At 58.3% G+C, this 14,463-nt stretch carries 13 protein-coding genes; all 13 read right to left on the bottom strand.

Features of this window, described 5'->3' with window-relative positions:
- Positions 1–3: 3 nt before the first annotated feature.
- The 13 genes from ACNQP3_RS06760 to serC all read right to left on the bottom strand — a co-directional run bounded on the left by ACNQP3_RS06760 (position 4) and on the right by serC (position 14,446).
- Positions 4–1,116, bottom strand: coding sequence for a DegT/DnrJ/EryC1/StrS family aminotransferase (locus ACNQP3_RS06760; protein ID WP_071892044.1), 1,113 nt, complete (start codon positions 1,114–1,116; stop codon positions 4–6).
- Positions 1,109–1,576 (bottom strand): acyltransferase, encoded by a 468-nt coding sequence (locus ACNQP3_RS06755; RefSeq protein ID WP_071892041.1) that lies wholly within the window; start codon positions 1,574–1,576, stop codon positions 1,109–1,111. The genes ACNQP3_RS06760 and ACNQP3_RS06755 overlap by 8 nt, the downstream gene beginning before the upstream one ends.
- Complete coding sequence (gene rfbC, locus ACNQP3_RS06750) at positions 1,569–2,543, bottom strand: dTDP-4-dehydrorhamnose 3,5-epimerase (protein WP_060514542.1); 975 nt, start codon at positions 2,541–2,543, stop codon at positions 1,569–1,571. The genes ACNQP3_RS06755 and rfbC overlap by 8 nt, the downstream gene beginning before the upstream one ends.
- Positions 2,544–2,618: 75 nt before the next feature.
- Positions 2,619–3,680, bottom strand: coding sequence for an LPS O-antigen chain length determinant protein WzzB (locus ACNQP3_RS06745; protein ID WP_060514541.1), 1,062 nt, complete (start codon positions 3,678–3,680; stop codon positions 2,619–2,621).
- A gap of 242 nt (positions 3,681–3,922) precedes the next feature.
- Entirely contained in the window at positions 3,923–5,356 is a 1,434-nt protein-coding gene (locus ACNQP3_RS06740) for an MBL fold metallo-hydrolase RNA specificity domain-containing protein (RefSeq protein ID WP_071892038.1), read from the bottom strand.
- A 102-nt stretch (positions 5,357–5,458) separates the two neighbouring features.
- Positions 5,459–5,722: a lipopolysaccharide assembly protein LapA domain-containing protein gene (locus ACNQP3_RS06735; RefSeq protein ID WP_012271042.1), complete on the bottom strand. Its 264-nt coding sequence runs from the start codon at positions 5,720–5,722 to the stop codon at positions 5,459–5,461.
- 19 nt (positions 5,723–5,741) lie between these two features.
- Positions 5,742–6,038, bottom strand: a complete 297-nt coding sequence (gene ihfB, locus ACNQP3_RS06730; protein WP_003252675.1) for an integration host factor subunit beta — start codon at positions 6,036–6,038, stop codon at positions 5,742–5,744.
- A 192-nt stretch (positions 6,039–6,230) separates the two neighbouring features.
- On the bottom strand, positions 6,231–7,289 hold the full coding sequence (locus tag ACNQP3_RS06725; RefSeq protein ID WP_177335356.1) for an acyltransferase family protein: 1,059 nt from the start codon (positions 7,287–7,289) through the stop codon (positions 6,231–6,233).
- A gap of 92 nt (positions 7,290–7,381) precedes the next feature.
- A complete protein-coding gene (rpsA, locus tag ACNQP3_RS06720; protein WP_003252673.1) occupies positions 7,382–9,058 on the bottom strand; it encodes a 30S ribosomal protein S1 in 1,677 nt (558 codons plus the stop codon).
- Between the two features lie 124 nt (positions 9,059–9,182).
- Positions 9,183–9,869, bottom strand: coding sequence for a (d)CMP kinase (gene cmk, locus ACNQP3_RS06715; protein ID WP_071892034.1), 687 nt, complete (start codon positions 9,867–9,869; stop codon positions 9,183–9,185).
- Positions 9,866–12,073: a bifunctional prephenate dehydrogenase/3-phosphoshikimate 1-carboxyvinyltransferase gene (locus ACNQP3_RS06710; protein ID WP_231118580.1), complete on the bottom strand. Its 2,208-nt coding sequence runs from the start codon at positions 12,071–12,073 to the stop codon at positions 9,866–9,868. Before ACNQP3_RS06710 ends, cmk begins: the two co-directional genes overlap by 4 nt.
- 193 nt (positions 12,074–12,266) lie before the next feature.
- Entirely contained in the window at positions 12,267–13,361 is a 1,095-nt protein-coding gene (gene pheA / locus ACNQP3_RS06705; protein ID WP_012271038.1) for a prephenate dehydratase, read from the bottom strand.
- Positions 13,361–14,446, bottom strand: a complete 1,086-nt coding sequence (gene serC / locus ACNQP3_RS06700; protein WP_069942250.1) for a 3-phosphoserine/phosphohydroxythreonine transaminase — start codon at positions 14,444–14,446, stop codon at positions 13,361–13,363. The genes pheA and serC overlap by 1 nt, the downstream gene beginning before the upstream one ends.
- Between the last annotated feature and the right edge of the window lie 17 nt (positions 14,447–14,463).

Genomic DNA, 14,463 nt, shown 5'->3' with positions numbered 1-14,463 from the left:
TAATTAATGCCCGGATACAGTAAAGCTGTTGCAGGCATCAATGACCGTCTGGATATCCGCTTCGCTCATGGTAGGGTCTACAGGCAGGCTGATTACCTTGTCATGAATCCTTTCCGTAAGCGGCAGATTCAAACCATGGTACTGGCTGTAGGCCTGCTGCTTGTGAGGAGGGATCGGATAGTGGACCAGTGTCTGCACGCCCTGCTCTCGCAGGTGCTGCTGCAGCTCGCTCCTGTATGCCGTACGGGCAACATACAGATGCCAGACATGCCCTTCGGCAGATGCAACCTGCGGCTGGGCAATATGCGGATTGTGAATACCAGCACGATAACGCGCAGCGATATGCCGACGCCTGGCGATCTCGTCGTCAAGATGCTTGAGCTTCACGTCCAGCATTGCAGCCTGGATTTCATCCAGCCGACTGTTCACACCTACGTACAAGTTCTTGTATTTTTCGTGGGAGCCGTAGTTTCTGAGAGCCCTCAGCACTTCCGCCAATTCGGGGTCCGAGGTCGTGATAGCCCCTGCATCGCCCAGCGCTCCCAGATTCTTACCTGGATAGAAGCTGAAACCCGAGGCATCTCCCCAACTCCCCGCACGCTTGCCATCAATGGAGGCACCGTGTGCCTGGGCCGAGTCTTCGAGCACGAGCAATCCGTACTCGGTGGAAATTTCGTTGATTGCTTTCATATCAGCAATCTGCCCATACAAGTGAACAGGCAAGATGACACGCGTTCTGTCGGTGATCGCCCGGCGAATGAGGGATTCGTCGATATTGAACGTTGCAGCATCTGGTTCGACAAACACAGGCTCCAACCCACTGGCAGTAATTGCCAGAATGCTGGCAATGTAGGTGTTGGCCGGGACGATAACCTCATCCCCCTGCTTGATTCGCCCAAGTTGTTTCCAGGCAGTCAGGGTCAGCGTCAGTGCATCAAGGCCGTTTGCTACGCCAATACAATAGGCAGTACCGCAATAAGCGGAAAAGTTGCTTTCAAAGCGCGCCAGTGCGTTACCGCCGATGTACCAGCCAGAATCGATGACATCGGCACATGCCTGCAGCAACTCTTCACGATATTGTTTATTAACGGCCTTGAGATTCAGAAAATCAACCATGCTCTAGCTCCCTTATTATTTTTGCAGGATTACCCACTACCACGCAGTAGTCGGGTACATCCTTGGTCACGACGGCACCAGCACCTACCATGGCATGACGCCCAATTGTGACGCCCGGGAGCAATGTCGCATTGGCCCCGATGCTGCACCCCTCTTTCAGCACCGTAACTTCATAAGCTTCGGGGTAGCACTTGGAGCGCGGTACCCTGTCATTGGTGAATGTAGCATTAGGGCCTATAAAGACATTGTCCTCTATCACCAGCCCTTCCCAGAGAAACACACCACTTTTTACAGTGACATTATCCCCCAACACCACGTCGCCCTCGATCAGGGTATGGGCGCAAATATTGCAGTTGCTGCCAATCTTTGCCCCCTTGAGGATGACCGCGTATTGCCAGATTCTGGTTTTTTCCCCGATGGCATCGGTTTGCACATCGGCCAACGCATGAATACTAGTCATGTGCGACCAACCTCTTGAAGTCGTCATAACCGCGAATATAATCGCGCTCGTCGTAAGTCTCACTGGCAATGACCATCAGCACGCAATCCTCGCTGAAGTCATGCATTTCCCGCCAGACCATGTTCTTGATGAGCAAGGCTTTGTGTGGCGCATCAAGCAAATGATCAACTCGACCGCTCCCGTCATCCAATGTCATACGGCAACTGCCGGCTAAGCAGATGATCAGTTGCTGGAGATCTCGATGAGCGTGAAACCCCCGGCTGACACCTGGTCTTGTACCAAAAATGTAATAAACGCGGCGGATCGCAAATGGAATGTTCAGCGCTTTCTCTATGCTGATCAGGCTGCCGCGGTCGTCACCGATAATTGGAAGCTCCAGGTCCTCTGTCTGCCCCCTAAGAATCAGGGGCGGCAGATCTGCCTCGCCAAGCGTAGGTGCTACTGCATCCTTGTCACTGATCAACAACCCTTCCACTTGCGGCCATTCGATCGCCAGATCTGGGTCATTCCAGGCAATACTGCGCTCATGCTCTTTGGAGTACACATTGGTAGTCCGGTACTGGAAAACAGTGTCATCCTCCAACGCAATAAAACCGTGGGCAAATCCTTCTGGCACCCACATCATCTTGCGGTTGGCTGCGGACAGCTCCATTCCTACCCACTGGCCGAAGGTAGCTGAACCTTCGCGAATATCCACAGCTACATCGAATACTGCCCCCTGAACCACACTCACCAACTTACCCTGGGCAAACGGATAAAGCTGATAGTGCAGCCCGCGCATAACTCCCTTTTTGGACAGCGAGCAATTTTCCTGAACAAAAGAGGGTGGAAGGGTTATGCCTTGCACACTAAGCAACGCATGGAATTTTGGCTCACTGTAAGACTCATAGAACCAACCCCTGTCGTCCTCGTAAACAGTGGGCTCAAACACTACAACGTCCGAAATATTTGTTTCTATGAGCTTCACGCAACCAGCCTCTTTTTAAAATTCACTAATACAGTTCAACATATCCTGCCTCGGGCAGGCCTGATATCTGGAAACTCAGGCACGCTTGAGGCGGCGCATCCTTTCAGCAGAAACCAGATGAGTAAACGAAGCCAGCAGGACGCCAAGCACCAGCCCCGCGAACGCGCCCCCCATAACAATCAGAAGCTTGCGTAGCCGGACTGGGCTATCTGGGACTTCAATGGCTCCATCCTGTTGAAACACCTCAATAACAGCAGCATTCAGCGTCAGGTTGCGATAAAAATCGAGCTTCTCCTGAACCTCACGTAAATCGGCGACGAAAGGGTCATCGGACTCCCTTGCACGAAGGTTCGCAAGCTCGGCCTCCAGCGCCTGACTGCCCCGCATATAAGTCAATGCACCCTGCATGCTGCCAGACACTTCAGCGTTTAACCCATTGGCAATGATGGGTGGCTTGCTCAGGCTAACTGCCCTGGCAACTTTCAGTGCCTCTTCCAAACGAACAATCTGGTCTTCACGTTGCCTGTGTGCCGCGTCCCTCGCACTCCGAACCTGTTGCTCCAGGTTTTTTACCAGCACTTTCACTTCCGTATCAGCATCTTCCACCAGCGTTTTTTTTGCGCGGTCGCTGGCCATTTCCGAAAACCGCGTTACCCACTTCACGCTCATGTCAGGGTCGTCGCTCAACGCCCTGACTAGAATGCGCCCGGCACTGTCTCCTGCCACAGGGTCTACAGTCAATACCTTGCCAAACTGATCATAAAGTGCATCCTGAGAACCTTGGCGAGCAGCCTCAGGAAGATTAGGCAAATAGACGGTACGGAAAAACTGGCGCCGCAGTGATTCGGACTGCAGGGAACGGAGGTAGATCTCGTAAACGTCCTTAGGCGTGAATATCTCGAGACCGCTGGCCTCGGTACGCCCGTAATTAAGCTGTGCAATGTCATTTTTTGTGGGAGGAAGGATAAAAGACTTTGCTTCGTACAAAGGCGTCTTGAGCGAAACATATACAAACGCAGCTACGGTAACTAAAGCGATACTCGACAAGATAAGCAGCTTGCGGTTCCACAGCACATCCCAGAGCTCGAGGACATCAAGGTCATCATTTCCGACTTCACGGCTACGTTCATTTCGCATTTATTCTGTTTTTCCTCAGATCCGATCACTTGCATGATTCCTGTGCTAGCAAGGCTAAGCCTTGGCTCCGACAGATCCGTCATCAGGATCTGCCGAACCTCAGCGTAGCGGCAATTTGCTACTCCACCGCAAACCGCACGAAACGGCTTACAGCTTTAGCACTAATCCGACCTAAGAGGAAGACACCGCCTACAAAGTTCCACCGCAGCTCCGCGAACCGACGGCCTGCGACCCGCGACCTGCTAAGAGGCAACCATGACGTCGACCTCTATTCCGTCCTGAACACTGCGCCTGACGAGCGCCTGGGCCAAGACCATCTTCGCCCGCGCCTCTCCATGAACCAGGACAATTTTCCGGGACGCATGAGTACCGTCAAACGCGAAACTCACCAAACCCTCCTGATCCGCATGGCCACTGTACCCCGGTAAAGTTACTATTTTTGCGCGCACCTCATACATCCGCCCATCCAGATCAACCTGCACAAACCCTTCCGCCCCTTCGCTAGCCTGTATCACCGCCCCCGGCGTACCCTTGGCCTGATAGCCCACAAACATCACCTCATGCCGCGGATCTGCCAGCATGGCCTTGAGGTAATTGACGATACGCCCACCCGAGCACATGCCATTGCCGGCAATCACAATCGCCGGGCGACCGGTACTCTTGAGGTAGTTGACCACCTGCTGGTGGCGAGCATGGGTATCCACGCTGATCAGCTGACTGAAGCCGAGCGGATCACGCCCTTCAGCAACACGCGCCCTGGCCTCGTCATTCCAGTATTCGTGCAGCTCCCGGTAAACGCTGGTGATGCGCTGAGCCAGAGGCGAGTCGAGGATGATGGGCAACTGGGACCAGTCGATCGGCTCACCCTCAGGGGCTGGACCGGCTGCGCCCAGTAGTGCCTTGCGGTGCAGGATATCTTCCAGCTCAAACAGCACTTCTTGAGTGCGACCAAGACTGAATGCAGGGATCAGAATAGTGCCCTTGTCGGCGAGGGCGCGATCAATGGCATCTTCCAGCCGCCGCCTACGGTCGTCGACATGCGAATGCAGGCGGTCGCCATAGGTACTTTCCAGTACGAGCACATCAGCACGCTCTGGTGGCTGAACCGGACGCAGCAAGGGGTTGCCACACGCACCCAGGTCGCCGGAGAACACATAACGGCTGTTGGATTGCCCATGCTGCATGTCGCACTCGACATAAGCCGAGCCCAACAGATGGCCTGCGCGCTGCAAGCGAATGCGGCAGCCAAGGCCGGGATGCTCAACCAACGTGTGCCACTGCTCGAACGGCAGCGGCACAATAAGGTCACGAATAAAATCGATATACCGCGCCACCTGCGCAGGCTCACTGCTGATGGTCAGTTTGTAGGCATCTTCCAGCACCAACGGCAGCAGCCGGGCTGAGGGCTCGCTACACAGGATGGGGCCGCGATAGCCGGCGGCAAGCAGCGCCGGGATTCGACCAACGTGGTCGAGATGTACGTGGGTGATAACCAGAGCCCGGATACCCTGAATGTCGAAGCCGAGCGCCGCGCTTTCCGCACCCGGCGCCGCTTCGCTTCCCTGCTCCAGGCCGCAGTCGATCAACAGGCTGGTTGACGGATCGACGTGCAACTGGTGGCAAGACCCGGTGACGCCGCGGGTACCACCGTGATGGGAAAGGCTGGGATATTCCATGCTGCGCACACTCGCCTGGGCCGAAAATGAAGTGCGCTATTACTCCATGTCAACCGATGTATGCATAGGTGAAAGTTTCCTAAGCAGGTGTAGGAAATTTCCTTAATTTCCGCTTAGTGCCGCCTGTCGCGCAGAGGCCCTGATTTTGCGCTTGCTGCGCTGCACACCATAAGCCCCCAGCAATGGCCCTACCGCCAGACCAATGACCAAAGCTGCCAGTACCAGTACGGCTACCGGCATGGCCGGCGCGGCCCAACCGAACAGAACCAACGACACGGCCTGCTGGTTCTCCAGCACGAAGAACAGCACCACAGCCGCCAACAGCAGCACGAATACCGCCGCCAGGGCGCGCTTGAGGTTACGCATCAGATTCCTCCTTGGTTGATCAGGCTTCAGCCTCGTCTTCTTCATTGACCCGATCACGCAGCTCTTTGCCGGGCTTGAAGTGCGGCACGAATTTACCTTCGAGGCTGACCGACTGGCCGGTTTTTGGGTTGCGACCCACACGAGGTGCGCGATAGTGCAGCGAGAAGCTGCCAAAACCGCGAATTTCGATGCGATCGCCAGTGGCCAGGCATTGTGACATCTGCTCAAGCATGGTCTTGATGGCCAGCTCCACGTCCTTGGACGAGAGCAGCCCCTGATGGGTGACAATACGTTCGATCAGCTCCGACTTCGTCATATTTTTCCCTTCGTTATCAAGCAGCTAGATCATTGCTTAACCAGTTTGTAGCACGCCGGGAAGGTTTTGAACAGGGTGGTTCTTGACTTAATAAAAAAATTCAAGATTGAAGTTTTACAAGAATGGTCTAGCAGAAGGGGCTCACCATGACCCAACTCAGCGCGGGCATGCCAGCCACCCCCGCGCGCACCCTCACGCCAATTGCCGTCGAGGCCATTCATTCGAAAAGCGCCTTCTCATCAGCAATGCTGGCTTTTCCACCAGCTGCCACGACACATACCCTGCCAACCAAGAAGCCGGCACTGCGGCCAACATTAGCCAATACGGCCCGGCCCACGGCATCGCTCCCGCCAAAATCTGCTGGATCGGAAATGCATACAGATAGATCCCGTAGGAATAGTCCTGCACCAAAGAAGGCAGCCTCAATTGCGGGCAATACGCAAAATACAATGTCGCGTAAATAGTCAGGGTGGCGAAGGTAAATACCTCAAAGCGCCCACCCTTGCTCAATAAGAACAATCCAGCGCATAAGAGCAAAAGCCAGCCGGCATGCGGAATCATCGCCCTGCACGAATAGAACGCCGAGCCCGCCAGGAAACACACCACCAGCTTGAACGGGTAGTCTGCATAGGCAGGATGCAGGGTGTGCAACCCCAGCGAGACCAGCAGCGCCATCAGCGTCAGCCCCGATGCCGGCCAACGGAAAAACCTGGCCACAAGCACCAACGCCCCGAGAACCAAGTACATGCGCATTTCAAGCGGTATGGTCCACAAACTGCCATTGACCGAAACCCCTTGGAAGCGCGGGGTAAACGTCACTCCAGGCAGCACGAACTGGGCATCCTTGAAAATCAGCAGTGGGCTATAGAAGTACTTGTATACCTGGCCTTGCGAGAAATACTCGGCAAGCGGCAGCGAGGTAATCACAGGCCCCAGTACGAAAGCCATGAGGAACAAACACACCAACAGACCGGGCAGAATCCTGAGTGCACGCGCCAGGTAGAAATCCTTGACGCTGTTCCTCTCACCACTGGCAGCGATCAAAAATCCGCTGACCATGAAGAACACTTCTACACCTAGGCTGTGCACCGGCACCGGCATCCCCAACTGCATCCCCGGATCAGTGCAGCTCAGGCACTCCAGGTAAGAGAGCGCGAAGGAATGCCCAACCACCACCGCAGTTGCCGCCAGCAACCTGATGATCAGGAAATTGTTATCACGCCCACGACCTTTCATAACGTCGCCAAACATCAACATAACCGACCTGCCCCTCCGATTAGAGCCATTTTCGGCACAAAAAAAGGGCGACCCGAGGGTCGCCCTTTTTACCGATCAAACAGAACTCAGTTCTGCTTGGCCATTGCTTCGCGCAGCAGCGCAGCCATGGTGGTGTCGGCAGCCGCTTCCGGAGCGTTTTTCAGGCTCTGGATGGCTTCGCGCTCTTCAGCGTCGTCTTTCGATTTGATCGACAGGCTGATAACGCGGGACTTGCGGTCAACGCTGATGATCTTGGCTTCGATCTCTTCGCCTTCCTTCAGAACGTTACGCGCGTCTTCAACGCGGTCACGGCTGATTTCGGAAGCTTTCAGAGTAGCTTCGATGTCGTCGGCCAGGGTGACGATGGCGCCTTTGGCGTCAACTTCTTTCACGATGCCCTTGACGATAGCGCCCTTGTCATTGACAGCAACGAAGTTGGAGAACGGATCGTCTTCCAACTGCTTGATGCCCAGGGAGATGCGCTCGCGCTCTGGGTCGACCGACAGGATGACGGTTTCCAGCTCGTCGCCCTTCTTGAAACGACGTACGGCTTCTTCGCCGGTTTCGTTCCAGGAGATGTCGGACAGGTGAACCAGACCGTCGATGCCGCCGTCCAGACCGATGAAGATACCGAAGTCGGTGATCGACTTGATGGTACCGGTGATCTTGTCACCCTTGTTGAACTGGCCGGAGAAGTCTTCCCATGGGTTGGACTTGCACTGCTTGATGCCCAGGGAGATACGACGACGCTCTTCGTCGATGTCCAGAACCATGACTTCCACTTCGTCGCCAACCTGAACGACTTTCGACGGGTGGATGTTCTTGTTGGTCCAGTCCATTTCGGAAACGTGTACCAGACCTTCAACGCCTTCTTCCAGCTCAGCGAAGCAGCCGTAGTCGGTCAGGTTGGTAACGCGAGCTTGTACGCGAGTACCTTCTGGGTAACGGGCAGTGATAGCTACCCACGGATCTTCGCCCATCTGCTTCAGACCCAGCGATACGCGGTTGCGCTCGCGGTCGAACTTCAGAACGCGTACGTCGACTTCGTCGCCAACGTTAACGATTTCCGATGGGTGCTTGATGCGCTTCCAAGCCATGTCGGTGATGTGCAGCAGGCCGTCGATACCGCCCAGGTCCACGAATGCGCCGTAGTCGGTGAGGTTCTTGACGATACCCTTGACTTGCTGGCCTTCCTGCAGGGTTTCCAGCAGGGCTTCGCGCTCGGCGCTGTTCTCGGCTTCCAGCACGCTGCGACGCGAAACAACAACGTTGTTGCGCTTCTGGTCCAGCTTGATGACCTTGAATTCCAGCTCTTTGCCTTCCAGGTGGGTGGTGTCGCGCACTGGGCGGACATCAACCAGGGAGCCCGGCAGGAACGCACGGATGCCGTTAACGTCGACAGTGAAGCCGCCTTTAACCTTACCGTTGATAACGCCCTTGACCACTTCTTCGGCGGCGAAAGCTGCTTCCAGAACAATCCAGCACTCGGCGCGCTTGGCTTTTTCACGGGACAGTTTGGTTTCGCCAAAGCCGTCTTCGACCGCGTCCAGCGCAACGTGCACTTCGTCACCGACCTTGATGGTCAGCTCGCCAGCTTCGTTGTAGAACTGCTCGAGCGGGATGACGCCCTCGGACTTCAGGCCAGCGTGTACGGTAACCCAGTCGCCGTCGATGTCGACAACGATACCGGTGATGATCGCACCCGGCTGAAGATTGAGGGTTTTCAGGCTTTCTTCAAAGAGTTCTGCAAAGCTTTCGCTCATTTTAATTCCTGTAGATTCGGGCGAAACAAACGCCCATAACCACATTCCAGACAATGTGGGTTCGTTTTAAGTAAAGGAAAGCCGGCAGGACGTTGACTGGTGCCCCTGCCTGCTTTCCTGGCTATCAGGCGAGATCGCGCTGGGCGATTTCACTTCTGATACGTTGCAACACCTGCTCGATGGACAACTCGGTAGAGTCCAACTGAATGGCATCGGCCGCTGGCTTCAGCGGGGCCACTGCACGTTGGGTGTCGCGCTCATCACGCGCACGAATCTCATCCAGCAGACTCGACAGACTAACATCTTCACCCTTGCCCTTCAACTGCAGGTAACGGCGACGTGCGCGCTCCTCCGCACTGGCGGTGAGGAAGACCTTCAATGGCGCGTCCGGAAACACCACGGTACCCATGTCGCGGCCGTCGGCGATAAGCCCCGGCACGTCGCGGAATTCACGCTGGCGCACCAACAGTGCATCACGCACGGCCGGCAGCGAGGCCACCATCGACGCACCCGCGCCGACGGTTTCGGTACGGATGACGTTGCTGACGTCCTCACCCTCGAGGATGATTTGTTGCAGCTTACCGGGCTCGGCGGCGATGAACTGCACATCCAGATGGGCGGCAAGCTTGGTCAGCAACTCTTCGTTGGTCAGGTCGACGCCGTGGTTGCTGGCATTGAATGCCAGCAACCGGTAAAGCGCGCCAGAATCCAGCAGCTTCCAGCCCAGCTCTCGGGCCAGCAGGCCGGCGACCGTGCCCTTGCCCGAGCCGCTCGGCCCGTCGATGGTGATGACCGGTGCCAGCAAATTCACGACTTGCCCTCTTCCGCCACGCGGATGCCCACTTCGGCGCACAGTGCCAGGAAGTTGGGGAACGAGGTGGCGACGTTGGCGCAGTCGTGGATGCGGATCGGCGCACTGGCGCGCAGCGAGGCCACGCTGAAGGCCATGGCGATGCGGTGGTCACCATGCCCGTGTACTTCGCCGCCGCCCAACTGGCCGCCGTCGATGATGATGCCGTCCGGGGTCGGCTCGCACTTGATTCCCAGCGTGATCAGGCCGTCAGCCATGACCTGGATGCGGTCGGACTCCTTCACCCGCAGCTCTTCGGCGCCACGTAGCACTGTGCGCCCTTCAGCGCATGCAGCCGCGACGAACAGCACCGGGAATTCGTCGATGGCCAGCGGCACCAACGCTTCTGGAATATCGATACCTTTGAGCTGGGCACCGCGCACACGCAGGTCGGCCACTGGCTCGCCGCCGACTTCACGCTGGTTTTCCAGGGTGATGTCGCCACCCATCAGGCGCAGAATGTCGATTACGCCGGTACGGGTCGGGTTGATGCCAACGTGCTCCAGCACCAACTCGGAGCCTTCGGCGATAGAAGCTGCCACCAGGAAGAACGCCGCCGAGGAAATGTCGGCCGGCACTTCGATGCGGGTAGCGGTCAGTTTGCCGCCGGACTGCAGCGAAGCGACTGGGCCGTTGCTTTCGACCGAATAGCCGAAACCACGCAGCATGCGCTCGGTGTGGTCACGGGTAGGCGCAGGCTCGGTGACAGTGGTCTTGCCTTCGGCGTACAGGCCAGCCAGCAGCAGGCAGGATTTTACCTGGGCGCTGGCCATCGGCAGCGTGTAGGTCAGCCCCTTGAGCTTGTGGCCACCACGGATGGTCAGCGGCGGGCGGCCTTCCGGACCGGTCTCGACCACGGCACCCATTTCGCGCAGCGGGTTGGCCACACGGTTCATCGGGCGCTTGGACAGCGAGGCGTCGCCCGTCATGGTCACGTCGAACGACTGACCGGCCAACAGGCCCGACAGCAGGCGCATCGAAGTACCGGAGTTACCCACATACAGCGGGCCAGGCGGCGGCTTGAGGCCATGCAGGCCGACACCATGAATGGTCACTCGACCATGGTTGGGGCCTTCGATGACCACACCCATGTCACGGAATGCCTGCAGGGTCGCCAGCGCGTCTTCACCCTCGAGGAAGCCTTCGACCTCGGTAGTGCCTTCGGCCAGCGAGCCGAGCATGATCGAGCGGTGGGAAATCGACTTGTCGCCCGGTACGCGAATCCGCCCGTTCAGGCGGCCACCCGGTTGGGCCAGGAAAATCAGATCGTTGGCGTTCATAGCGTCCACATAGGCCCGGCGGGCCAGGATTTTACTGAAATGCTCGCGGGCAACCCGAGCGCGGGTGAATACACCCAGCAGTTGGTGCCCGTCCCCTTCAGCGATCGCGTCGCGCAAGGCGTCGAGATCGCTGCGATATGTATCAAGCGTGCGCAGGACAGCGTCGCGGTTGGCGAGGAAGATGTCGTGCCACATGGTCGGGTCGCTGCCGGCGATTCTTGTGAAATCGCGGAAGCCTCCCGCAGCGTACCGGAAGATCTCGAGGTTTTCATTGCGCTTGGCCAGCGAATCGACCAAGCCAAAGGCCAGCAGGTGCGGCAGATGACTGGTGGCGGCCAGCACTTCATCATGGCGCTCGACCGACATGTGCTCCACGTCGGCATCCAGCGCACGCCACAGGCGGTCGACCAAGGCCAGCGCCGCCGGGTCGGTTTCGACCAGCGGCGTGAGAATCACCTTGTGCCGACGGAACAGGGTGGCGTTTGAGGCCTCTACCCCGCTTTGCTCGGAGCCGGCGATGGGATGGCCTGGAACGAAGCGTGGCAGGCGCTGCCCGAAAACGGCGCGCGCCTCACGAACGACGTTGCCCTTGGCACTGCCGACGTCGGTGATGATCGCATCACCCAGGTCGAGCCGGGCCAAGCGGGCCAGGACTTTCTCCATGGCCAGGATTGGCACGGCCAGCTGGATGACATCGGCACCGACACAGGCAGCAGCCAGGTCTTCTTCGCAGCGGTCGACCACGCCCAGGGCCACGGCCTGCTTGCGCGAAGGGGCATCCAGGTCGACCCCGACCACTTCCCGGCACAGGCCGCTTTCACGCAGGCCCTTGGCGAACGAGCCTCCGATCAGGCCGAGGCCGACCACGACCAAGCGGTTGATGATTGGCGCGGGTTTGGTTTTTGCTGCATTTACCACTGATGCGAACCCTGTTCTGAAATCTGGACAGCCTGTGAGACCGCAGGGGGCTGCTTTGCAGCCCATCGCGACACAAGGCCGCTCCTACAAGGGACTGCGTACTCCTGTAGGAGCGGCCTTGTGTCGCGATGGGCCGCGCAGCGGCCCCGGCAACCTTGAATCAAAGCACCGCCTTTGGATAAGAGCCCAGCACCTTCAGCGCCACAGCCTCCTGGCTGATCTGCTCGAGCACCGCCTTGATCAGCGGGTCGCGGTGGTGGCCAACGAAGTCGATGAAGAACACGTAGGTCCACTTGCCGCTGCGCGACGGGCGGGTCTCGATACGGGTCAGGTCGATGCCGTTCTGGTGGAACGGCACCAGCAACTCGTGCAGGGCACCTGGCTTGTTGCTCATCGACACGATGATCGAGGTCTTGTCGTCACCGGTCGGTGGCACTTCCTGGCTACCAATCATCAGGAAGCGCGTGGAGTTGTCCGGGCGGTCTTCGATTTTCTCGGCCAGGCGGGTCAAACCGTACAGGTTGGCCGCCATGTCGCCGGCGATCGCCGCCGAGTTCCACTCGCCCTTGACCCGTTTGGCCGCTTCGGCGTTGCTCGACACGGCCACGCGCTCAACGTTCGGGTAATGCGCGTCCAGCCACTTGCGGCACTGGGCCAGCGACTGGGCGTGGGAATAGATGCGGGTGATGCTGTCGGTCTTGGTGTTCTCGCCCACCAGCAGGTGGTGGTGGATACGCAGCTCGACTTCGCCGCAAATCACCATGTCATGCTCGAGGAAGCTGTCCAGGGTGTGGCTGACCGCACCTTCGGTGGAGTTTTCCACCGGCACCACGCCGAAGTTGACGGCACCGGCCGCCACTTCACGGAATACTTCGTCGATGGCCGCCATTGGCCGGCTGACCACCGCGTGGCCGAAGTGTTTCATGGCCGCGGCTTGGGTGAACGTACCCTCGGGGCCGAGGTAGGCGACTTTCAGCGGCTCTTCCAGGGCCAGGCACGACGACATGATTTCGCGGAACAGCCGCGCCATCTCTTCGTTGCCCAGCGGGCCCTTGTTGCGCTCCATCACGCGCTTGAGCACCGCAGCCTCACGCTCGGGACGGTAGAACACCGGCTTCTCGCCTTCTTTCAGCGAGGCGGTCTTGACCCGGGCCACTTCTTCGGCGCAACGGGCGCGGTCGCTGATCAGCTCGAGGATTTTCTCGTCGAGGCTGTCGATGCGTACGCGCAGCGCCTTGAGCTCCTGTTCGGACATCAGCCGTGCTCCTTCTCGAATTCAGCCATGTAGCCCACCAGCGCGTCCACCGCCTCCAGGCCCAGGGCGTTGTAGATGGAGGCGCGCATGCCGCCAACCGAACGGTGGCCCTTGAGATTGAGCAGGCCACGGGCGTCGGCGCCGGCGAGGAAGGCCTTGTCCAGGCGCTCATCAGCCAGGCGGAACGGCACGTTCATCCACGAACGAGCATTGACGCTGATCGGGTTGGTGTAGAAATCGCTGTTGTCGATGAAGCCATACAGACGCTCTTTCTTGGCGCGGTTGCGCTGCTCCATGGCGTCGACGCCACCCTGCTCTTTCAACCACTCGAAGACCAGGCCCGAGAGGTACCAGGAGTAGGTGGCCGGGGTGTTGTACATCGAACCGTTGTCGGCCGACACCTTGTAGTCGAGCATGGTCGGGCAGCTGCTGCGGGCGCGGCCCAGCAGGTCTTCACGGACGATCACCACCACCAGGCCGCTTGGGCCGATGTTCTTCTGCGCGCCGGCGTAGATCAGGCCGTACTGCGACACATCGATCGGACGCGAGAGGATGTCGGACGACATGTCGACGACCAGCGGCACGTCACCGGTTTCCGGCACCCAGTCAAACTGCAGGCCGCCAATGGTCTCGTTGGACGCATAGTGCACGTAGGCCGCGCTCTTGGTCAGGCTCCACTCGTTCTGACCTGGGATGGCCAGGTAATCGTATGGCTTGGCGCTGGCGGCGACATTGACGTTGCCAAAGCGGCGCGCTTCCTCGATGGCCTTCTTCGACCAGATACCGGTTTCGATGTAGTCGGCGGTACCGTTTTCCGGCAGCAGGTTCAGCGGGATTTCAGCGAACTGCTGGCTGGCACCACCCTGCAGGAACAACACCTTGTAGTTGGAGGGGACGGACAGCAGGTCACGCAGGTCCTGCTCGGCCTTTTCGGCGATGGCCACGTAATCGTCGCTGCGATGGCTCATTTCCATCACCGACAAGCCCTTGCCACGCCAGTCCAGCATCTCGGCCTGGGCGCGCTGCAGGACAGCGTCAGGAAGCGCGGCAGGGCCTGCGCAGAAGTTAAAGGCTCGTTTGCTCACATCCACTCTCGCTCTGC

Source organism: Pseudomonas sp. LFS074 (assembly GCF_047978165.1).
Taxonomy (GTDB): Bacteria; Pseudomonadota; Gammaproteobacteria; order Pseudomonadales; family Pseudomonadaceae; genus Aquipseudomonas; species Aquipseudomonas putida_P.
This window is presented reverse-complemented; position numbering and strand designations above follow the sequence as displayed.

What these genes read in the sequence shown, in the direction of transcription:
- ACNQP3_RS06760 (WP_071892044.1), bottom strand. Translation starts at nt 1,116, where the DNA reads ATGGTTGATTTTCTGAATCTCAAGGCCGTTAATAAACAATATCGTGAA.
- ACNQP3_RS06755 (WP_071892041.1), bottom strand. Translation starts at nt 1,576, where the DNA reads ATGACTAGTATTCATGCGTTGGCCGATGTGCAAACCGATGCCATCGGG.
- ACNQP3_RS06745 (WP_060514541.1), bottom strand. Translation starts at nt 3,680, where the DNA reads ATGCGAAATGAACGTAGCCGTGAAGTCGGAAATGATGACCTTGATGTC.
- ACNQP3_RS06740 (WP_071892038.1), bottom strand. Translation starts at nt 5,356, where the DNA reads ATGGAATATCCCAGCCTTTCCCATCACGGTGGTACCCGCGGCGTCACC.
- ACNQP3_RS06735 (WP_012271042.1), bottom strand. Translation starts at nt 5,722, where the DNA reads ATGCGTAACCTCAAGCGCGCCCTGGCGGCGGTATTCGTGCTGCTGTTG.
- ihfB (WP_003252675.1), bottom strand. Translation starts at nt 6,038, where the DNA reads ATGACGAAGTCGGAGCTGATCGAACGTATTGTCACCCATCAGGGGCTG.
- ACNQP3_RS06725 (WP_177335356.1), bottom strand. Translation starts at nt 7,289, where the DNA reads ATGTTTGGCGACGTTATGAAAGGTCGTGGGCGTGATAACAATTTCCTG.
- rpsA (WP_003252673.1), bottom strand. Translation starts at nt 9,058, where the DNA reads ATGAGCGAAAGCTTTGCAGAACTCTTTGAAGAAAGCCTGAAAACCCTC.
- pheA (WP_012271038.1), bottom strand. Translation starts at nt 13,361, where the DNA reads ATGTCCGAACAGGAGCTCAAGGCGCTGCGCGTACGCATCGACAGCCTC.